The sequence below is a fragment of the Arsenicicoccus piscis genome (assembly GCF_022568835.1).
GTDB lineage: Bacteria > Actinomycetota > Actinomycetes > Actinomycetales > Dermatophilaceae > Arsenicicoccus > Arsenicicoccus piscis.
Genome location: NZ_JAKZHV010000002.1, coordinates 102983 through 121546, shown reverse-complemented (window position 1 = coordinate 121546; position 18564 = coordinate 102983). Strand labels below are relative to the sequence as shown.

Below are 18564 nucleotides of genomic sequence, written 5' to 3'. Positions count from 1 at the left end.
GATGGTTCTGGCTGCGGCTTGGTCGTGGTCAGGCCTCGCGCCGGGTGAGGGCGAGCACGGGGATGGTCCGGGTGGTGCGCTCCTCGTAGGAGCGGAAGCCAGGGCTGGCGGCGGTGAACTGCGCCCAGGCGGCGTCGCGCTCCTCGCCCTCGAGGTCGGTGACGTGGACCGGCACGGTCCCGTCGTCGGGGGTCTCGATGACGGTGTCGGGGTGGGCGAGGAGGTTGTGGTACCAGGCCGGGTTCTCGGGCTGGCCGGCCTTGGAGGCGGCGATCAGCCAGGTGTCGGGGTCCTGGCGGATGTGCATGACGGGGTTGATCCGCTCGGTGCCGGTCTTCGCCCCGATGTGGTGGACGAGGACGAGGCTGCGGCCGAAGGGCCGCGAGCTGACCGTGCCGCCGTTGGCGCGGAACTCGTCGATGATCTGGCGGTTCATGTCGTCGTACTGGGGATTGCTCATCGTGCGTCCTCTCTGTTCGTGTCGGTGCGTGTGGTGAATCGCCCGGCGAGGGCGTCCTCGACCTGGCGCGGGTCGCGCAGGTCGATGCTGCGGCCGTGCACCGCGGAGGCGCGGTCGGTGGACAGGGCGACGACGAAGTCGGCGACCTGCTCGCCGGTCAGCGGCGACCCGGGGCGGGTGCCGTTCGGGCCGAGGAAGGCCATCATCACGAGGTCGTTGACCCGCGGCCTGCCGCCGGTCTCGGCGCTGATCGCTTCGATGAGCTTGGACTGGGCGGCGGCGACGGTGGCGATCGCGCCCATGCCGGGCTGCGGCGGGCGGATGAAGCCGGCAGGGCCGTTGATCGCGGTGTACGCGCCGTCCGGGGACAGCAGCGGCAGCAGCGCCTCGGCCGCCAGGTAGTGCGGGAACAGCCGCGTCTCGATCACGGAGCGGAAGTCGTCGAAGCCCGCGCGGAGCATGGACGGCACCTGGTGCCAGCTCGCCGGCGCGGCGGCGACGGCCGCGAGGTCGGTGCTGGTCTGCGCGATCTCGTCGTGCAGGGCCTTCGCGCCATCGGTTGTGCCGATGTCGCCGATGAAGCCGACGAGCCGGTCGGCCCGGTCTTCGCCGTACCGGGCGATCAGCCGGTCGAGGTTCCCTTGGCGGCGGGAGGGGACGATGACGCGCGCGCCGGCGCGGAGGAATCCGTCGACGAGGAACGAGCCGACGTTGCCGGTCCCGCCCACGACGACCGCGTCGCGTCCCGAGAGCTCGTCTCCTGTGAGCGTGGTCATGCCGTCTTCTCCTTCGATCCCGTGGTCTGAGCGCTGGCGCTGCTGCGGGGCTCCAGCAGGAGGCCGAGCAGCTCGCGCAGCGTCTGCTTCTGGCCGGCGTCCAGCTGCCCGGCGAACTTGGCCTTTGTGTTGACCGCCTCGGCCAGCTGCTGTCGCAGTGCCTCGCCGTCCTCGGTGAGGTTCAGCATCTTGATGCGGCGGTCCGCGCCCGGGGCGCGGACCGCGAGCCCGCGCTCCTCGAGGTGATCGGCGATGCCGGTGACGTGAGACGGGTCGCAGGCCAGCTCGCCCGCGACGTAGCGCATGGACTGGGGCTCGCCCAGCAGCAGCACGGTCCGCGCCAGGTGCACCGGCACGCCGAGGGGCTCGACCGCGGCGGCGAAGTCCGCTCGCGCCCGCTCGGCGACGGTGACGATCATCCGGGCGAGGTCCCGGGACTCTGCGATGTCTGCGTCGTGGTTGCTCATGCCACCACAATACATGACTTGCCAATCATTGACTAGTCCACTATTGTCGAGTCCATCAACACATCGAAGCAGGCAAGGAGCCCCATGACCACCACTCCCGCAGCCGCGGCCCCGGCGAGAGCCGCGGCCGGCTCGCGCCCGTTCCGCTACGGACGCCTCGCGATCACCGCGGTGATCGCCGCCGTCGCGAACACCCTCGTGTTCGCCGTCGGCTCCGCGGCGGGGGCGTCGATGAGCATCGACTCGCCCGCCTACTCCCAGATCACCCTCGTCATGAGCGCCGTCGCGACCCTGCTGCCGCTGCTGGTCGCCGGGGGAGCCACCTGGCTCGTCGCGCGCAGGTTCCCCGGCTTCCGCCGGATCGCCCAGTGGCTCGGCCTCGCGGTCGCGCTGCTGTCGATGATCAGCCCGTTCGTCGTCGCCCAGGACTCCGCGACCGCCGTCTCGCTGGCCGCGATGCACCTGGTCGCGGGTGCTGCGTGGTTCTTCGGCTTGGCGAGCACGGGACGGCGAGCCCGATGAGCGCGCCCTCGGAATCCGTCGACCGCTACTTCGAGGCCTGGAGCACCCGCGACTCCTCGCTGCTGCGCGGGATCCTCGCGCCCGATGTCGACGTGATCGGCCCGCTCGGGCACATCTCCGGCGCGGCCAAGTATGAGCAGGCGCTGGGCCACATCTTCTCCATCACCCGGGGCATCGACGTGGTGAAGCAGTGGACCGAGTGCGGCGACACCCTGACCTGGTTCGACCTCCACCACGCGAACAGCCCCGACAGCACTCCCGTGGCCAACTGGGTCCACGTCGAGAACGGATTGATCACCCGCGTGCGGATCACCTTCGATGCGCGCGCGGTCTTCGGAAAGGACAACAACGCATGACCACGACCCCCAGCACCCCGACCACGATCGCCGTCATCGGAGCCACCGGCCAGCAGGGAGGCTCCGTCGTCGACGCCCTCCTCGAGCGCGGCGGCGTCACCGTCCGCGCCCTGGTCCGCGACCCCGAGGGGGACAAGGGCAAGGCCCTCGCCGCCCGCGGCGTCGAACTCATCCAGGGCGACCTGACCACGCCCGAGAGCATCGACACGGTGCTCACCGGCGCGGACGCCGCGTTCGCCATGACCACCATGGGCGGGCCCGGCGGCACCGACTTCGAGATCTCCACCGGCAAGGCCGTCGCCGACGCCGCCAAGCGCACGGGCCTGCCGCACCTGGTGTTCAGCTCCGTCGGCGGGGCCGAGCGCCACTCGGGCATCGACCACTTCGAGTCCAAGCGCCGCGTCGAGGAGCACATCGAGTCCCTCGGCATCCACGCGACCTTCGTCCGCCCCGTGTTCTTCATGGAGAACCTCCTCGGCATGGGCGTCAGCGTCGAGGACGGCACCGTCGTGGTCCGCCAGCCCCTCCCGGAGGACATCCCGCTGCAGATGGTCGCCGTGCGCGACATCGGCCGCGTCGCCGCCAGCATCCTCCTCGGAGGCACCGCAGTAGAGGGCAAGGGCGTCGAAATCGCCGGCGACGAGCTCACCGGGCCGCAGATCGCCGCCGCCTTCGGCGAGGCCGCGGGCCTGCCCGCCCGCTACGAGGCGCTGCCCCTGGAGGCGCTGGCCGGGATGGGCGACGCCGCGACCATGTTCGAGTGGTTCACGAAGCTCCCCGCCTACCAGGCCGACTTCGCCGCCACTCGCAAGCTCGACCCCGAGGTCCTCGACCTCAAGGCCTGGATCGCCCACATCGGCTGGACCGCCGGCAACTGATCCCCATCGGGGGGCCAGCCGCAGATCGGCTGGGCCCTCCGTCTCTCTCCTCGACATCCGCACGGAAGGACCATCACGACATGAGCACGAAGAAGACCATCGCCCTGGCCGGAGCGACCGGGCACCTCGGCGGCCTGATCGCCGGTGAACTCCTCAGCAACCCGGATGTGCAGCTGCGGATTCTGGTGCGCCCGGCCAGCCGGGCCAAGGCCGCAGACTTGGAGGCCCGGGGCGCGGAGGTCGTCGAGGGCGACCTCTCCGACGAGGCGGCGCTTGCCGCACTGACGAAGGACGCCTACACCGTGGTCTCGGCGATCCAGGGCGGCCCGGACGAGATCATCGGGGGCCAGACCCGGCTGCTGGCCGCGGCGAAGGCCGCGGGCGTGCGCCGGTTCGTGCCGTCCGACTTCTCCCTGGACATGTTCACCGTGCCCGAGGGCGGGATCGTCACCGCGGACATGCGCCGCGCCTTCGCCCGCATCGCCGACGAGCAGCGCGGCGACGTCGAAGTCGTCCATGTCCTCATCGGCGGGTTCCTCGACCGCGGCGTGCTGTTCGGGTTCATCCGCGTCATCGACCCCGAGGCGAAGACCGCCTACGTGTGGGGTGAGGGGCAGTACCCGACGGATTGGACCACCTACGCCGACACCGCCCGCTACACCGCCGCGGTCGCCGTGGACGACGAGCCGATCGGGTCGACGTTCAAGGCCGCCGGCGACACCCTCGACTTCCCGGGCGTCGTCGCCGCCTACGAGGAGGCCAGCGGCAGCACGCTGACTGTCGAGCGGCTGGGGTCCCTGGAAGACCTCGACGCCCGCATCGCCGAGCTCACCTCCGTGCCCGATGCCGACCTGCGCTCCTACCTCCCGCTGATGTACTACCGCGCCCAGCTGCGCGGCCAGGGCCAGCTCGAGCCGACGCAGAACGACCGCTACCCGCACATCACCCCGACCACCATCCGCGACTACGTCCGCGCCGAGGGCCTCTGAGCCCGGCCGCGGACCATGACCGATCAATCGAAGGAGCACGCATGAACACGCAGAGCAACGGCGAGAGGATCCTGGTCGTCGGGGTAGGGGGCCTGGGCGAGCACATGGTCCACGAGGCCCTCGAGCGAGGCGCGCAGGTCTCCGTCATGGTCCGCGACCGCACCAAGCTCGAAGACCGCCTCGACGCCGACACCCTCGTCAGGCTGACGAGGATCACCGTCGGCGACGCCACCGACCCGGCCGCTCTCGACGAGGCCATGCAGGGCATCGACGTGGTCCTCTCCGGCAACGGCGCGCACAAGAAGATGGCCCGCGAGATGGCCGAGGCCGTCAAGAGGAACGGGGTCCGGAAGCTCCTCTGGCCCGCTGGCGGCACGAACCTCCTCGCCGACGACGGCATCACGCCCGCCTACAAGGCCTACGCCAACGCCGGCTTCAACGCCGAGGCGATCTACAAGGCCCACCAGGCCTGCATCGACGCCATCCGCGACGCCGGCGTGAACTACGTGATCTTCTGCCCGGGACGCATGACCCCGGCCGGCCACCGCAGCCCCGACGTCGCCTCCACGATCCGCGTCAACCGGGTCGCCGGCATGGCCGTGTCCTACGAGGACGCCGCCTGGGTGATCCTCGAGGCCGCCCTCACCAACATCTGGGACCGCCAGCTGATCAGCGCCGCGACACCGTCCTGAGCGGCTCCGGGAGCGGTCGCCGAGGCGACCCAGTGACCGCGGCCCGTTCTACCTGTCCAGACAAGAATCGCGCCGGCATCACATGGTCAAGTCCCGGGTAGTGGTGTAGCGCTGCGTTCTCCCTCTGGATTGGTCAGGCGGTCAAGGCTGGTAGGTCATCGGCTCCGATCTCGGGTTGGGTGGTGGGAACGATGTTGACGCGGCAGCGGGCGAGTGCCTCAAGTCCGAGGTAGCGGCGGCCTTCGGCCCATTCGTCGGTCTGCTCGGCCAGGACGGCTCCGACGAGCCGCACGATCGCTGGGCGGGTCGGGAAGATCCCGACGGCGTCGGTGCGGCGCCGGATCTCGCGGTTGAGGCGTTCGGCGGGGTTGTTGGACCAGATCTGGGTCCACACGTCTTTGGGGAAGCCGGTGAAGGCCAAGATGTCGGCGCGGGCGCCGTCGAGGTGGTCGTGGACCTCGGGCAGCTTGTCGGCGACGTAGTCCAGGAGTCGGTCGAACTGGGCGTGGACCGCGGGTCGGTCGGGCTGGTCGTACACGCTGTGCAGCATCGCCTTGACCGCGGGCCACATCGACTTCGGGGTCACCGACATGAGGTTGGCGGCGTAGTGGGTGCGGCAGCGCTGCCACGAGGCTCCGGGTAGGTTGGCTGCGATCGCCTCGACCAGGCCGGCGTGCGCATCGCTGGTGACCAGACGGACCCCGGTCAGGCCGCGGGCAACCAGGTCGGCGAAGAACTCGTTCCAGACTGGGCCGGTCTCAGCGGTGGCCACTCGCATACCGAGGACCTCGCGGTGCCCGTCGCCGTTCACGCCGGTGGCCAGCAGCACGACGGCGTTGATCACCCGCCCGCCTTCGCGGAGCTTCATGGTCAACGCGTCCGCGGCGACGAACGTGAACGGCCCAGCTGCGTCCAACGGCCGGTGGCGGAACTGCTCGACGTGCTCGTCGAGCTCAGCGGCCATCCTTGAGACCTGCGACTTGGACAGTGAGTCGATGCCGAGGGTCTTGACCAGCTTGTCCATCCGCCGCGTGGACACGCCGGCGAGGTAGCAGTCGGCCACGACGGTGATGAGAGCGGTCTCGGCACGCTTGCGGCGCTCGAGGAGCCACTCGGGGAAGTAGGTGCCCTTGCGCAGCTTGGGGATCGCCACCTCGAGGGTCCCGACGCGGGTGTCCAGGTCGCGGTGGCGGTAGCCGTTGCGCTGCGCGGTCCGGCCCGGGCTGGGGCGGCCGTACTCAGCGCCCACGACAGCATCGGCATCCGCGGACAGCAGGGCATTGATCATCGTCTGCAACAACTGGCGCATCAGATCCGGCGACGCTTCGGCGAGAGCTTCGCCGAGCAGGCGTGCAGGGATGCTCCTATAGATGTCAAGCTGCTGCTGGTAGTGCCGTGAGGGGACGTGCCGGCAGATCGGTTGGCTTGGTGAGTAGACGATAGACCTCCCGGGCGATCGCGCGTTTGAGACAACGCATGATGTCCTTCTTCGACAGACCTTCGGCGGTGCGCCGCTCCACGTAGGCCCGGGTCGGCGGGTGGTAGCGCATCCGGACCAGCGCAATGGTGTAGAGCGCGTTGTTCGCGGCGCGGTCACCGCCGCGGTTGAGTCGGTGCCGGTGCTGACGCTTCCCGGAGGAGGCCGGGACCGGGGCAACTCCGGTCAGATGAGCGAAGGAGGCCTCAGAGCCCAGACGGCCGGGGTTATCGCCGGCGGTGACCAACAATTGAGCCGCGACCTGAACGCCGACACCGGGACGGTCGAGCAGTTGCGGGGCCGCCTCCTGAGTGAGTTCGCTCAGCCCGCGGTGCAGCTGTCTGATCTCCTCGTCCAGGCTGGCGTAGCGGCGAGCTAAGGACCGCAACGCCAGCTTGCAGGCCACCTGAGGATCGGTCAGGTCAGCGGCGGGCCGCAGACGGGCGATGGACTTGACCATCTGCGCCGTGGGCAGCGGCGCGAGGTGCTCGCGAAGATCAGCTGGCCCGTTGAGCAGCAACGCTCGGATCTGATTGATGCACTGGGTCCGCGCCTTCACTGCCGAGCGGTGCGCCAGGCGTAAGCACCGGATCGACTCCACGATGCCATCGCGCGACTTCGGCGTGCCGGAGGCGCGTCCGGATGCTGCTGCCCGGGCCGCTGCATAGGCATCGAGCGGGTCGGACTTACCCAGCGAGCGGCGCGCCGTACGGTCAGGGCGGTCGACCTCGACCACGACGATCCCGGCCCCGGTGAGTACCCGCATCAGTCCCGCACCGTAGGAACCGGTCCCTTCGATGCCCACCTTCACGAGCTGCCCGAAACCGACCAGCCAGTCCTTCAGGGCCTCGTAACCGGCCGATGTGGCGGGAAACTCGCGGTCGTCCAGTTCGCGGCCGAGCGGGTCGACCACCGCGGCGTGGTGGGTGAGCGAGTGGGTGTCAACGCCGCCAAAGACCTCCAGGGCCGGAGAGTGCTCCGTCATCATGATGCAGTGCCGCCTTTCAGATCCATTTGCACGGGACAGCACGAGACCGGGACCACGAGATGGACAAGACAGTGATGGGGCTACTGCTCAAGCTCCTATAAGGTCACACCACAGGTCCGGTCACATGCGAGGTACCCCGGGCCGTGAGGCCGACAAATCCCATGCAAAGGCAGCCACTGACGCCTGTCGACAATTGAGTCAGACCCCCGCCCGGGGTACCGAACTCCATCATCACTGTCGACAATGTGTGGTGCGGTCATCGTGATGACTCCGTTCGAGTGAGCTGTAGGAGGTGAACTCGAAGGATCACGCGGTGGCCGCGTCTACGTCCGGCGTACACGCCGGCGACGATCACGGCGACCGCGCTACACCACTATCGGGGACTCAACTGCATCACATCGCCGGGGCACCAAAGAAGAAATGAAGGAAGCACCAACATGACGACAGTGTTCGACCCGATCGAGCTCGGTGGCCAGACCTTGAAGAACCGGGTCGCGATGGCTCCGATGACCCGCAGCCGCGCCAAGGAGCCGGAGCGCATCCCGACCGACCTCACGGCGGTCTACTACGCGCAGCGCGCCTCCGCGGGCCTGGTCATCACCGAGGGCACCCAGGGCCTTACCCCCGGATCTTGGACACGGGGTGTGATTACGCGGCGGTTGGCAGCGTAGCGGCCCGGCGGGCCTCGTAGGTGGACGGGGAGAGGTAGCCGCACCAGCTGTGACGGCGGCGGGTGTTGTAGCGGACGAGCCATCTGAAGACCTGCCGGCGGCAGGTCAGCTCGTCGGGCCAGCAGGCGGTGTCTTGGAGGACCTCGCGCTTCATCGTGGCGTTGAACGACTCCGCGAGTGCGTTGTCGGCCGACGAGCCGACGGCGCCCATCGACTGGGTGACGCCGAACTTCTTGCAGAGCTGGGCGTAGGCCTTGGAGCAGTAGACCGACCCGTGGTCGCTGTGGAAGATCGCGCCCTTGAGGCTGTCTCGGGTCGCGGCCGCGACGTTCAACGCTTCCTCGACGAGTTCGGTGCGCATGTGGTCGGCGATCGCCCAGCCGGCGAGCCGTCGGGAGTAGCAGTCGATCACGGTCGCCAGGTACAGATTCGTCCCGTCCGCGAGCGGGAGGTAGGTGATGTCGCCGACGTAGCGCCGGTTGGGGCGCTCGGCGGTGAAGTCGCGCTGGAGCAGGTCGGGGTACTTCTGCCCCGACGGCTCGGGGATCGTGGTCCGCACCCGCCGCCTCTTCACATAGCCACGGATGCCCTCGGCCCGCATCACCCGCGCGACGCGCTTGTGGTTGACCCGCTCACCGGCAGGGGTGTTGTCGTTGAGCTCGGCGGTGACCCGCGGCGCACCGCAAGTGTTGTCCTCGGCGTGGACGGCCCTGATCCGCTCCGCGAGCTCGGCATCGGCCCGAGCTCGCTCTTCGCGTGCCGGGGCTGCCTTGAGCCAGGCGTAGTAGGAGGAGCGCTCGATCTCGACGAGCTCGCACAGTCGCTTCACCTCGAAGGTGGCGGAGTTGTCGGCGACGAACTGGAAGCGACTCACCAGCGCGTCTCCCCGGCGAAATACTTGGCCGCCCGCTGCAGGATCTCCCGCTCGGTGGTGAGCTTGGTGGTCTCGGCCCGCAGCGCCGCGTTCTCGGCCTCCAGTCGGTCGATCTTCTGCTCCGGCGTCTCACCTTCGGGCGCCGAGGAGTTCTTCCTCGACGGCCTGGACTGCAGTGGGCTGGAGGTCAACGTCCCGTCAGCAGCGGTCTTCTTGCCGGTCCCGTAGACCTCGAGCCAACCCCGCAGCGTGCCACGCACGATGCCGAGGTCCTCGGCGATGCCGCGGACCGTGGCACCCGGGGTGGACTCGTACAAGTCGACGGCCTGACGACGGAACTCCTCGGAATAGTTCTTCCTAGCCATGATTCTCGGATCATCTCGCTTCCCCAGCACCACGTGCTGGATTCAGCGTGTCCAAGAACCGGGGTCAGGCCCCCCAGCCGTCGGTCGCCGGGCAGGGCTACACCAACACGCCGGGCCTGCACTCGGCCGAGCAGGTCGAGGCGTGGAAGCCGGTCACCGAGGCCGTCCACAAGGAGGGCGGTGTGATCTTCGCCCAGCTCATGCACACCGGCCGCATCGGCCACCCGGTGCTGCTGCCCGACGGCCTGGTGCCGATCGGCCCGTCCGCAGTGAAGGCCGAGGGGAAGGTGTTCACGCACGAGGGGATGCTCGACTTCGTGGAGCCGAAGGAGATGACCGAGGCGGAGATCCAGGAGGCCATCGCCGACTTCGCGAACGCGGCGCGCAACGCGATCGCGGCGGGCTTCGACGGCGTGGAGATCCACGGCGCGAACGGATACCTCGTCCATCAGTTCCTCTCGGTGAACGCGAACCGGCGCACCGATCAGTGGGGCGGCTCAGCCGAGAACCGCGCCCGCTTCGCCCTCGAGGTCGCCAAGGCGACCGTCGCAGCGATCGGTGCCGACAAGGTCGGCATCCGCCTCTCGCCCGGCGCGAAGTTCAACGACATCACCGACGACCCCGACATGGCCGCGACCTACGTCCCGCTCGTCGAAGAACTGGCTGGGCTCGATCTTGCCTACCTGCACCTGATGGAGCAGGCCGATCGCGAGCTCACGACGAAGCTGCGCGCGGCCTGGGCCGGGGTGTTCATCCTCAACCCCGACACCGGCTTCGGCGTGCCTACCGGGCCCGACGCGATCGATCTGGTCAAAGACGGCACGGCGGACATGATCTCCTACGGGGCGCTCTTCCTGGCCAATCCCGACCTCCCCGAGCGCTTGAAGGCGCGCGGGCCGTTCAACGAGCCCGACCGGACCACGTTCTACGGCGGCACCGAGCAGGGGTACACCGACTACCCGGCACTCGGCTGACCCCTACGCACGTCGCAAGTGAGGGCGATGCCCGGGACCGTGAGTGGTCCCGGGCATTGTCGGTCCGGAGCAGGCGGGAGTGGAGTCCAGCAGAGTGGTGTACGACGGACCTGAGTGAGCGCGTGCCTCCAACGTAGGCGCGGCCACCAGGTGGATCCTTCGAGTGATCTCTCACAACCGACTCGAAGAAGGACACCTTGATGACCGCTGTGCCCAGTATCGACCCTGCCCAGTTCCTGAACGAGCAGCTGTCCCAGGCGAGCCCCGACCTGATGCGGGACTTGCTCACCACTTTCGTCAACGCGTTGCTGTCCGCGCAGGCCGACGCGGTGTGCGGCGCGGGCTTCAACCAGCGAAGCCCGGAGCGGGTCAACTCCCGCAACGGCTACCGCCACCGTGACCTCGACACCCGGGTCGGCACCCTCGACGTCGCTGTCCCGAAGCTGCGTCAGGGCAGCCTGTACCCGGAGTGGCTGCTCGAACGAAGGAAGCGGGCTGAGAGGGCCCTGACCTCGGTGGTGGCGACCTGCTACCTGCTCGGGGTCAGCACGCGCCGGATGGACAAGCTGGTCCAGACCCTCGGCATCACCGGACTGTCCAAGAGCCAGGTCTCGGTGATGGCCAAGGAACTCGACGAGCACGTCGAACAGTTCCGCACCCGGCGCCTGGAGGACGGCGGACCGTTCACATTCGTCGCTGCCGACGCGCTCGTGCTCAAGGTCCGCGAAGGCGGCCGGGTGGTGCCCGTGCATGCGCTGGTCGCGACCGGCGTCAACGCCGATGGGCACCGCGAGATCCTCGGCGTGCAGGTCACCACCAGCGAGGACGGCGCCGGCTGGCTCGCCTTCTTCCGCGACCTGACTGCCCGCGGCTTGTCCGGGGTCAAGCTGGTCACCAGCGATGCTCACGCTGGCCTAGTGAACGCGATCGCGGCCACCATCCCCGGCGCCGCGTGGCAGCGCTGCCGCACCCACTACGCGGCGAACCTCATGTCCGCGACACCGAAGTCGTCGTGGCCATGGGTCAAGGCGCTGCTGCACTCGATCTACGACCAGCCCGACGCCGAAGCGGTACACGCCCAGTTCGACAGGGTCATCCACGCCCTTCACGAGAAGCTCCCCGCCGTGGCCGAGCACCTCGAGATCGCTCGCGCCGACATCCTCGCGTTCACGCCGTTCCCGAAGGAGGTCTGGCGCCAGATCTGGTCGAACAACCCCAACGAGCGGCTCAACCGCGAGATCCGCAGGCGCACCGACGTTGTTGGGATCTTCCCCGACCGGGCCAGCATCATCCGGCTCGTCGGTGCCGTGCTGGCCGAGCAGCACGACGAGTGGGCCGAAGGCCGCCGCTACCTCGGACTCGACGTCCTCGCCCGAGCCCAGGCCGTCGACACCAACCACGTCGAGGAGGTGACCGACCTAGAACCCCAGGCCCTCACAGCCTGACCGACACACCCAACCGAGGGATCAACCTCGTACACCACCCCAGCGGACTTGACCCAGGCGGGTCTTCGCCCGCGGGAATCTCCGGTCGGGAATGCATCTCACCGCTCGACGAGCTCGTGGCGGGGGGCGGATCATCCGTACGCTGAACCAGACAGTTGCTGGAGTCACGCGGGTGCTGTCTGACCGCCCGAACGTGTCAGTTGAATGTCATGATGGTCGAGTACCCATGGCCGATCGGGAGGAGCACTGGTCCCTTGGAGGTCCGACCCATGACCCGCCCGAATGCTTCTGACCTGGGGAAACGAGCGTCCGAGGCTCCTCCCGTACATCAATGTCACAAACGTGTGGAGTCGGGAAGAAGCACGTTGAATGTCTATGGCCGGGAGGGTCGCCCGTGCAAGCGCTGCGGCTCTCCGATCGTGCGTGAGCGCTTCATGGACCGGTCGAGCCACTTCTGCTCGCGCTGCCAGCGAAAACGATAGTCGAGCCGGTCGTGCCAACGCGGCGACAAGTGGCAGGCGGCCTCTGACATGACGGCTCGCCAGGCGTCTCAGTCGAGGTGTCGACGCCAGAACGGTCGCCTACCCAGTCGTCGGGGATCCCCATGCCGCGCAGGTTCATCGCCGGCCGGGAGTCGACCAGCTCCAACGGCGGCTTGGCGTAGCGCACGGTCCCCGCGGGCGAGGCGGGGAGCGGTGCGCGGCTGGGGCATCGGCGCACCTCCTGGACGGAGGCCGAGAAAATCCCCCAAGTGCCCGTCGTGGAGAGGCGTGGGGGATGTAGTGGTGTCAGACCAGTAAGGTTTGCGCCGTCGTCGCGACTATCCGACGTCGAGCGCCGCGAGTTGCTCCGGCGTGCCGTTGATGATGAGGCGCTGGTGCTCCTGCTCGTCCTCGACTCTCCAGTCGACGAACGAGCAGCAGGAGCTTTCGATCGCGACAAGCTCTCGCAGCCGCCGGGCCGGGTCGTCGGTCCGCGCGTGGTCCACGACGCTGGTCTCCGTACACTCGACGCCGAGGGCGCGCCAGCGCTCGATCTGTTGCCTGCCCGGCCCGGGCGCGAACGTGCAAACGATCGGGAGGCGGACCCCAGCGAGCTGATTCGCGTCATGCCGAGACCCGTTCCCTCGTAGCACTGCTCACCCGCGGGGCAGTTGGACGCGGCGCGGCGCGGAGGCCGTTGAGGATCACGATCACCTCGGCGATCTCGTGCACGAGCACCACGGCGGCGAGTCCGAGCACGCCGAACATGGCGAGCGGGAGCAGCGCCGTGATGATCAGTAGCGACAGCACTATGTTCTGGTTGATGACGCGCCGTCCGCGCTGGGCGTGCTCGAACGCTCGCGGGAGCAGCCGCAGGTCGTGGCCGGTGAAGGCGACGTCGGCGGACTCGATCGCGGCATCGGAGCCGATCGCGCCCATCGCGATGCCGATGTCGGCGGCGGCCAGTGCCGGGGCGTCGTTGATGCCGTCGCCGATCATCGCCACCGAGCCGTTCCGACGCAGTTCGCCGATCGCGGCGGCCTTGTCCTCGGGGCGCAGCTCGGCGCGCACGTCGGCGATCCCGGCCTGCGCGGCCAGTGCACGAGCGGTCCGGCCGTTGTCTCCGGTGAGCATGGTCACCCCGACGCCCTGGGAAGCGAGCACGCTCACCACGTCGGGCACCTCGGGGCGCAGCTCGTCGCGGACGCCGATCGCGGCGACCGGCTTGTCGCCGCGGTGGACTATGACGACCGTCATGCCTTGCTCCTCCAAGCTCTCGACCTGCGGGCTGAGCTCGCCGGCGTCGAGCCAGCGGGGGCTGCCGACGGTGATCCGCGCCCCGTCGTAGGTGCCCTCGATGCCGTGCCCGGCCTTCTCGGACATGGCATTGGCCGCCGGGGCCCCGGGGGCAGCAGCGGTGATTGCCGCGGCCAGCGGGTGGGTGCTGTGCTGTTCCAGCGCGGCCGCCCAGGCCAGCGCCTGCGCCTCGGTCACGCCGTCCGAAGTGAGGACTGCCGACACCGCGGGCTCGTTGCGGGTCAGCGTGCCGGTCTTGTCGACCGCGACGTGACGGATAGTGCCGAAGCGCTCGAACGCGGCACCGGACTTGATGATCACGCCGAACTTGCTGGCAGCCCCGATCGCGGCGACCACGGTCAGCGGCACGGAAATCGCCAGCGCGCACGGCGAGGCCGCCACGAGCACGACCAGTGCGCGGGTGATCCACAGCTCCCGGTCTCCCAGCAGCGAGCCGACCAGGGCGACGAGGGCGGCGAGGACGAGCACACCGGGCACCAGGGGCCGGGCGATCCGGTCGGCCAGCCGGGCGCGGTCGCCCTTCTCGGACTGCGCCCGCTCAACCAGCTCGACGATCGTGGTCAACGAGTTGTCGGTGCCGGCGGCGGTCGCCTCGACCTCCATGACGCCGGCGGTGTTGATCGCCCCCGCGTTCACTGCGTCGCCAGGCTCGACCTCGACCGGGATGGACTCGCCGGTGATCGCCGAGGTGTCCAGGTTGGAGCGGCCGGACCGGACGACCCCGTCGGTCGCGACCCGCTCGCCGGGCCGCACCAGCATGAGCTGCCCGACCGCGAGGTCCTTCGCCGCGACCTCGACCGGGGCACCGTCGCGCCGGATGGTCGCGGTTTCCGGAACGAGCTTGAGCAGCGCCCGCAGCCCGTTGCGGGCGCGGTCCATCGCCTTGTCCTCGAGCGCCTCGGCGATCGAGTAGAGGAACGCCAACGCGGCGGCCTCCTCGACGTAGCCGAGGGTCACCGCGCCGACGGCGCTGATCGTCATCAGCAGCCCGATGCCGAGCTTGCCCCTGAACAGCTTGCGGATCGCACCGGGGGTGAACGTCGACGCGCCCAGCAACAGGCCGATCCAGAACAGCACCAGCGCGGGGGTCTCCAGTCCCGACCACTCAAGGACGAGGCCTGCCCCGAAGGCTAGGCCGGAGCAGACCGGGACCATGACGCCCCGGTCCCGCCACCGCGGCCGCTCGTGCTCGTCGACCTCCTCGCCGACCACGGTCTCGGGCTCGTCGCAGCCGCACGCCGCGCTCACGCGCCCGCTCCCGTCCCGCAGCAGCCCGGCACGACGCAGGCCGAGTCGATGCACCGCGCGTGCTCGTCCACCGCGAGCGTGACGTCGATCAGTGCCGTGAGCGCGGCTGTGAGATGCGGGTCGGCGATCTCGTAGCGGGTCCGCCTGCCCTCCGGCTCAGCGACCACGATCCCGCAGTCACGCAGGCAGGTCAGGTGGTTGGAGACGTTCGAGCGGGTCAGCTCCAGCTCGCGCGAGAGCACGGCGGGGTGGCTCGGGCCGTCGAGCAGAGCCATCAGGATCCGGGAGCGCGTCGGATCAGCCATGGCCCGGCCGAGCCGGTTCATGACGTCGACCCGCGAAGCAATGGTCAGCACACACTGACTATACACTGATCGCTGACTAGATAGCGGCTTCGACGCAGATGCTCAGATCACGGTTACGAAGCCGCTGACGAGCTGGCGGATGGCTCCGACCAGCTGCTCCCAGAGCCCGCTGACCATCAGCGTCCCGGTCGCGATCATCAGCACCCCGCCGATCCGCATGATCGCCCGCTGCCGTCGTCGCAGGACGGCGGCGACGCGGCTGATGCGGTGGAAGGCTGTCGCGGCGGCGATGAACGGCAGGCCGAGGCCGACGGCGTAGGCGACGGCCAACCAGCCTCCCTTGGCGGCGCTGCCCTGGCTCAGCGCCATCGTCAGGACCGCGCCCAGGGTGGGGCCGATGCAGGGGGTCCAGCCCAGTCCGAACACGAAGCCGAGCAGTGGCGCGGTCGCGACTCCAGCGCGCGGGACCCAGTCGATGCGTAACTCGCGCTGGCCGAAGCTGACCATGCCGGCGAAGATCAGCCCGAGAGCGATCATGACTGCGCCCGCCGCGCGAGTAAGTGGACCCTGCCAGCGCAGCAGCGCGCCACCGACGCCGCCGACCAGGGTCGCGCCGGCGACGAACACGGTGCCGAAGCCCGCGACGAACAGCGCCGTCCCGGCGAGTGTGCGCCTCGTTCTCGTCCTGTTCGGCGCGGCGACGATCTCGGCGGCCGAGAGCCCGGTGGCGTAGGAGATGTAGCCGGGCAGGAGGGGCACCACGCACGGCGAGAAGAACGACACCAGGCCGGCGAGGAAGGCGACCGGCAGCGCCACCGGCATCGCTCCACCAACGGCCTGCGCTGACCAGTCTCCGAGTTGTTGCAGCACGGGTTGTCCTCTCGTCGTCGGCGCGCACTGTCGGTGCGCGGTTGCCTGGCGTCACTTGCCCTTGGCGGTGTCGGTGATGAGCTCTACGAGGGTGCGGCGGTCGACCGGTCCAGTGATGCGTGCCGCGCTGCGTCCGTGCCGGTCGATCACGAGGGTGGTCGGGATGGCCGTGGTCGTCAGTTGCCCGGAGAACTTCACCAGTTGCTTGCCCTCGGGGTCGAAGATGCTGGGGTACGGGGTGTTGAACGCTCGACTGAACGCCTGGGCGGCGTCGCGCTGGTCACGGATGTTGAGCCCGACGAACCGGGAGGTCCCGGCGGTATCGCGGCTCGCGGCGGCCAGGTCGGGGGCTTCCTTGCGGCAGGGGCCGCACCAGGAGGCCCAGACGTTGACCACGACCACCTTTCCCGGGTGGCCGGTCGTCACGGTGCGGCCGTCCATGACCGCTGGGCCTTCGGCGACTGAGGCGGGTTTCCGCTGGTCCGGAGCGAAGAGCTGCACGCCGGAGCTCGGTCCGGGGCCGCCGCCGGCGGTCGACGGCGAGGCATTGGGTCGGGCTGCCGCACACCCCGCAGTCAAGATCAGGACCATCACCAGGGTGACCGGGGCCAGTCCCCGAGCCAGGGCGGTTGAATCGGTGCTGACTTCCGGTGTGGCGGGGCTCGCCGGGTCGGTTGGGTGGGTTCTGCGCATAGTTGGATGTCCGGGAATCGGCTACTCGCCCGGGCCGAAGGAGTAGCTGGCGGCTGGCTCGTCCGTGGCGTCTCGGGGTCCGTAGATCAGCGCGACCTGGCGGTGCGCGGTGAGTTCGATGGTGGCGGGATCTCCGGCGAAGGGTTTCCCGTTGACATAGGCGCGCAGGCTGTCGGTCTTCGTGTCGTTCAGACCGCCGATGCCGTCGGAGTCGAGGCGGACCTGCCATTCGGTGAACACCTGTCCGAGGGTGTAGCGGCCGTCGGCCGTTGGAGCCTCGACGTGAAGGACGCCGCGCTCGTCGTGGGTGTGGAGCTCTGACATCTGCCCGCTGCCTGTGTCGACGCCGATGTTGGCGGGGACGGCAATCGGCTGCCCGTTGACGGTGATGTCGAGGTGGGAGTGGAAGTGGGCTGCGGTGCCCTCCATCGGACCCACCCGGAGCCCTGCGGACTTCGCCGCCTCTGCCGGGTTCGCGGGCAGGCTCCACGGCGGCATGTCGCGCCGCCCGGCTGCCGCATGGCTCGCCTCGCCCGACGTCCGGCTCCTGAGACTGGCGATGACCACCGTGCCGGCGACGACGGCGATGGCCACGACGGCGAGGACGACTCCGTAGACGAGTCGACGGCGGCGGCGCGCCTTGGCTTCTTGTTGCTGGATCTGGCGGAGCCGGGCTCGGGCGGAGGGCCCGGCCGGGCCCTTGCTCCTCGATGGGCGAGGCGCAGTGGGGGCGGATGCACTCTGCTGCTTGGACGTCTTCTTTTTGGTCATGTGTCTTCCACGAGGTCGGAGGACGACGGCACCGGCGGTGAGGCACCGTGCCTCCGGTCGGGCTTGGAGCCGACCTTGAGGACGATGCCGTCGTCGAGATCTTCTTGGGGCACTTGATCCGGCGGTCGTCGGCCGCGGATCCCCAGGCAGACGGATCGTTGCGGACGAGATGGGCCGTCGCGCGCTTGACGTCGGCGGTGGGTCGCCTGGGCGTCCGCGGTCGCTTTTGGACCGGGACTCACGGCGCAAGCCTTCTCGGCTCCGCGCTCAGGTCCTTATGACGGACAGCTCGAGCAGACCGCGCGGCGGGCTCGCCCAGCGGCGGAGAACGGCCGATTCGGCAGCGGAGCGGAGCGGAGCGGCCGGTAGCGACCAGCCCCGCGCGCGGGCAGTGGCGTGGACGCGGCCGATTCCGACCAGCAGCACCATGAGCACCAGGCAGCCCGCGGCGACGCAGTCCATGGGGCTCGGGGAGGGCTGCTCAGGCGAGCCGCATCCGGGGCAGCGCAGGCCGTGGCTCGTGCCGGCGGACGCCTCACCGGGCATCCGGTGCTCCCTGTCCGCTGCACCAACGGGCATGTTCGGCACGCCGGCACTGACCACTCGCACGGCATGGCTCGGGCCGACAGCGGCAGCAGCGCCCGATGCACGTGACGTTGCCATCATCTCGCCGGTGTCAGCGGACGGCTGCAGCATGAGGAGTCCCGCAACCGTGATGATCGCGAGCAGGGGCGAGAATCGGCGGGCCGCGCTGAGGATCTGACGCACTGCTGTCCCGCCTCCTCTCTGCCGCAACTGGGTCCAGCCGGATCGCGGCTGACGAGCTGTGTCACGGAAAAGTATTCGCTAACGGCTGCCGGCAGCCAAACCCGGCCGGGTGCCGAGCACCTCGCGAACTGCTCCGTGGCCAGGCCTGCTGCGAGTCTGAAACCGCCGGCCCGAGC

At 69.4% G+C, this 18564-nt stretch carries 21 protein-coding genes and 1 pseudogene; 9 read left to right on the top strand and 13 right to left on the bottom strand.

The genetic code is table 11. From position 1 onward, the window contains the following. Positions 1–28 precede the first annotated feature (28 nt). From MM440_RS03590 to MM440_RS03580, 3 genes are read right to left on the bottom strand one after another with little or no spacing between them, the layout of a single operon-like run. Entirely contained in the window at positions 29–460 is a 432-nt protein-coding gene (locus MM440_RS03590; protein WP_241441920.1) for a nitroreductase/quinone reductase family protein, read from the bottom strand. Further along, positions 457–1236, bottom strand: coding sequence for an SDR family NAD(P)-dependent oxidoreductase (locus MM440_RS03585; RefSeq protein ID WP_241441918.1), 780 nt, complete (start codon positions 1234–1236; stop codon positions 457–459). The genes MM440_RS03590 and MM440_RS03585 overlap by 4 nt, the downstream gene beginning before the upstream one ends. Continuing rightward, positions 1233–1703 carry a MarR family winged helix-turn-helix transcriptional regulator gene (locus tag MM440_RS03580; protein WP_241441916.1) on the bottom strand — a complete coding sequence of 157 codons (471 nt, stop codon included), beginning with the start codon at positions 1701–1703 and terminating at the stop codon, positions 1233–1235. The genes MM440_RS03585 and MM440_RS03580 overlap by 4 nt, the downstream gene beginning before the upstream one ends. An 84-nt stretch (positions 1704–1787) precedes the next feature. Here MM440_RS03580 and MM440_RS03575 point away from each other — a divergent pair, with 84 nt between their 5' ends. From MM440_RS03575 to MM440_RS03555, 5 genes are all read left to right on the top strand, one after another. Then, positions 1788–2225, top strand: a complete 438-nt coding sequence (locus MM440_RS03575) for a DUF6069 family protein (protein ID WP_241441914.1) — start codon at positions 1788–1790, stop codon at positions 2223–2225. Continuing rightward, positions 2222–2581, top strand: a complete 360-nt coding sequence (locus tag MM440_RS03570) for a nuclear transport factor 2 family protein (RefSeq protein ID WP_241441912.1) — start codon at positions 2222–2224, stop codon at positions 2579–2581. Before MM440_RS03575 ends, MM440_RS03570 begins: the two co-directional genes overlap by 4 nt. Beyond that, positions 2578–3459, top strand: coding sequence for an NmrA/HSCARG family protein (locus MM440_RS03565; RefSeq protein ID WP_241441910.1), 882 nt, complete (start codon positions 2578–2580; stop codon positions 3457–3459). The genes MM440_RS03570 and MM440_RS03565 overlap by 4 nt, the downstream gene beginning before the upstream one ends. Positions 3460–3539: 80 nt before the next feature. After that, positions 3540–4448: an NmrA family NAD(P)-binding protein gene (locus MM440_RS03560; protein ID WP_241441909.1), complete on the top strand. Its 909-nt coding sequence runs from the start codon at positions 3540–3542 to the stop codon at positions 4446–4448. A gap of 41 nt (positions 4449–4489) precedes the next feature. After that, on the top strand, positions 4490–5140 hold the full coding sequence (locus MM440_RS03555) for an NAD(P)-dependent oxidoreductase (RefSeq protein ID WP_241441907.1): 651 nt from the start codon (positions 4490–4492) through the stop codon (positions 5138–5140). Positions 5141–5273: 133 nt separating this feature from the next. Here the strand turns inward: MM440_RS03555 and MM440_RS03550 are convergent, their stop codons facing one another. Together MM440_RS03550 and MM440_RS03545 are read right to left on the bottom strand one after the other, a co-directional pair. After that, complete coding sequence (locus MM440_RS03550) at positions 5274–6512, bottom strand: IS256 family transposase (RefSeq protein WP_241443346.1); 1239 nt, start codon at positions 6510–6512, stop codon at positions 5274–5276. Position 6513: 1 nt separating this feature from the next. Continuing rightward, positions 6514–7602, bottom strand: coding sequence for an IS110 family RNA-guided transposase (locus tag MM440_RS03545; RefSeq protein WP_420914133.1), 1089 nt, complete (start codon positions 7600–7602; stop codon positions 6514–6516). A 440-nt stretch (positions 7603–8042) separates the two neighbouring features. Between MM440_RS03545 and MM440_RS03540 the strand changes: the two genes are divergently transcribed. After that, positions 8043–8276, top strand: a complete 234-nt coding sequence (locus tag MM440_RS03540; RefSeq protein ID WP_241441903.1) for an oxidoreductase — start codon at positions 8043–8045, stop codon at positions 8274–8276. On the opposite strand, the gene MM440_RS03535 is transcribed toward MM440_RS03540, so the two are convergent. Then, positions 8254–9515 (bottom strand): IS3-like element ISTesp3 family transposase gene (locus MM440_RS03535; protein WP_241441902.1). Its coding sequence is split into 2 segments (ribosomal slippage): positions 8254–9167 and positions 9167–9515, totalling 1263 coding nucleotides; the frame shifts between segments, so codons are not numbered across the junction. The genes MM440_RS03540 and MM440_RS03535 overlap by 23 nt on opposite strands. 47 nt (positions 9516–9562) lie before the next feature. On the opposite strand from MM440_RS03535, the gene MM440_RS03530 reads away from it, so the two are divergent. The 3 genes and pseudogenes from MM440_RS03530 to MM440_RS03520 all read left to right on the top strand — a co-directional run. Continuing rightward, complete coding sequence (locus tag MM440_RS03530; RefSeq protein WP_241441900.1) at positions 9563–10489, top strand: alkene reductase; 927 nt, start codon at positions 9563–9565, stop codon at positions 10487–10489. 200 nt (positions 10490–10689) lie between these two features. Then, the gene (locus MM440_RS03525) at positions 10690–11934 is read left to right on the top strand and encodes an IS256 family transposase (RefSeq protein ID WP_241441595.1); all 1245 of its coding nucleotides are present in this window, start codon (positions 10690–10692) and stop codon (positions 11932–11934) included. A gap of 362 nt (positions 11935–12296) precedes the next feature. Further along, positions 12297–12416: pseudogene (locus MM440_RS03520) on the top strand (zinc finger domain-containing protein); the annotation flags it as partial. Between the two features lie 338 nt (positions 12417–12754). On the opposite strand, the gene MM440_RS03515 reads toward MM440_RS03520, so the two are convergent. The 7 genes from MM440_RS03515 to MM440_RS03485 form a co-directional block, all read right to left on the bottom strand. After that, entirely contained in the window at positions 12755–12922 is a 168-nt protein-coding gene (locus tag MM440_RS03515) for a hypothetical protein (protein ID WP_241441899.1), read from the bottom strand. A gap of 118 nt (positions 12923–13040) precedes the next feature. Continuing rightward, positions 13041–14981: a heavy metal translocating P-type ATPase gene (locus MM440_RS03510; RefSeq protein WP_241443344.1), complete on the bottom strand. Its 1941-nt coding sequence runs from the start codon at positions 14979–14981 to the stop codon at positions 13041–13043. Continuing rightward, positions 14978–15337, bottom strand: a complete 360-nt coding sequence (gene cmtR, locus MM440_RS03505; protein ID WP_241441897.1) for a Cd(II)/Pb(II)-sensing metalloregulatory transcriptional regulator CmtR — start codon at positions 15335–15337, stop codon at positions 14978–14980. Before cmtR ends, MM440_RS03510 begins: the two co-directional genes overlap by 4 nt. 51 nt (positions 15338–15388) lie before the next feature. Next, positions 15389–16156 carry a cytochrome c biogenesis CcdA family protein gene (locus MM440_RS03500; RefSeq protein WP_241441896.1) on the bottom strand — a complete coding sequence of 256 codons (768 nt, stop codon included), beginning with the start codon at positions 16154–16156 and terminating at the stop codon, positions 15389–15391. Between the two features lie 51 nt (positions 16157–16207). After that, the gene (locus MM440_RS03495) at positions 16208–16597 is read right to left on the bottom strand and encodes a TlpA family protein disulfide reductase (protein WP_241441895.1); all 390 of its coding nucleotides are present in this window, start codon (positions 16595–16597) and stop codon (positions 16208–16210) included. A 273-nt stretch (positions 16598–16870) separates the two neighbouring features. Beyond that, on the bottom strand, positions 16871–17443 hold the full coding sequence (locus MM440_RS03490; protein WP_241441893.1) for a hypothetical protein: 573 nt from the start codon (positions 17441–17443) through the stop codon (positions 16871–16873). A 444-nt stretch (positions 17444–17887) separates the two neighbouring features. Further along, a complete protein-coding gene (locus tag MM440_RS03485; protein ID WP_241441891.1) occupies positions 17888–18388 on the bottom strand; it encodes a hypothetical protein in 501 nt (166 codons plus the stop codon). Positions 18389–18564: the final 176 nt, after the last annotated feature.

Excerpts from the sequence above, each read along its gene's own strand:
- MM440_RS03585 (WP_241441918.1), bottom strand. The coding sequence starts at position 1,236 with ATGACCACGCTCACAGGAGACGAGCTCTCGGGACGCGACGCGGTCGTC.
- MM440_RS03540 (WP_241441903.1), top strand. The coding sequence starts at position 8,043 with ATGACGACAGTGTTCGACCCGATCGAGCTCGGTGGCCAGACCTTGAAG.
- MM440_RS03560 (WP_241441909.1), top strand. The coding sequence starts at position 3,540 with ATGAGCACGAAGAAGACCATCGCCCTGGCCGGAGCGACCGGGCACCTC.
- MM440_RS03545 (WP_420914133.1), bottom strand. The coding sequence starts at position 7,602 with ATGACGGAGCACTCTCCGGCCCTGGAGGTCTTTGGCGGCGTTGACACC.
- MM440_RS03495 (WP_241441895.1), bottom strand. The coding sequence starts at position 16,597 with ATGGACGGCCGCACCGTGACGACCGGCCACCCGGGAAAGGTGGTCGTG.
- MM440_RS03525 (WP_241441595.1), top strand. The coding sequence starts at position 10,690 with ATGACCGCTGTGCCCAGTATCGACCCTGCCCAGTTCCTGAACGAGCAG.
- MM440_RS03565 (WP_241441910.1), top strand. The coding sequence starts at position 2,578 with ATGACCACGACCCCCAGCACCCCGACCACGATCGCCGTCATCGGAGCC.
- MM440_RS03575 (WP_241441914.1), top strand. The coding sequence starts at position 1,788 with ATGACCACCACTCCCGCAGCCGCGGCCCCGGCGAGAGCCGCGGCCGGC.
- MM440_RS03590 (WP_241441920.1), bottom strand. The coding sequence starts at position 460 with ATGAGCAATCCCCAGTACGACGACATGAACCGCCAGATCATCGACGAG.
- MM440_RS03580 (WP_241441916.1), bottom strand. The coding sequence starts at position 1,703 with ATGAGCAACCACGACGCAGACATCGCAGAGTCCCGGGACCTCGCCCGG.
- MM440_RS03570 (WP_241441912.1), top strand. The coding sequence starts at position 2,222 with ATGAGCGCGCCCTCGGAATCCGTCGACCGCTACTTCGAGGCCTGGAGC.
- MM440_RS03555 (WP_241441907.1), top strand. The coding sequence starts at position 4,490 with ATGAACACGCAGAGCAACGGCGAGAGGATCCTGGTCGTCGGGGTAGGG.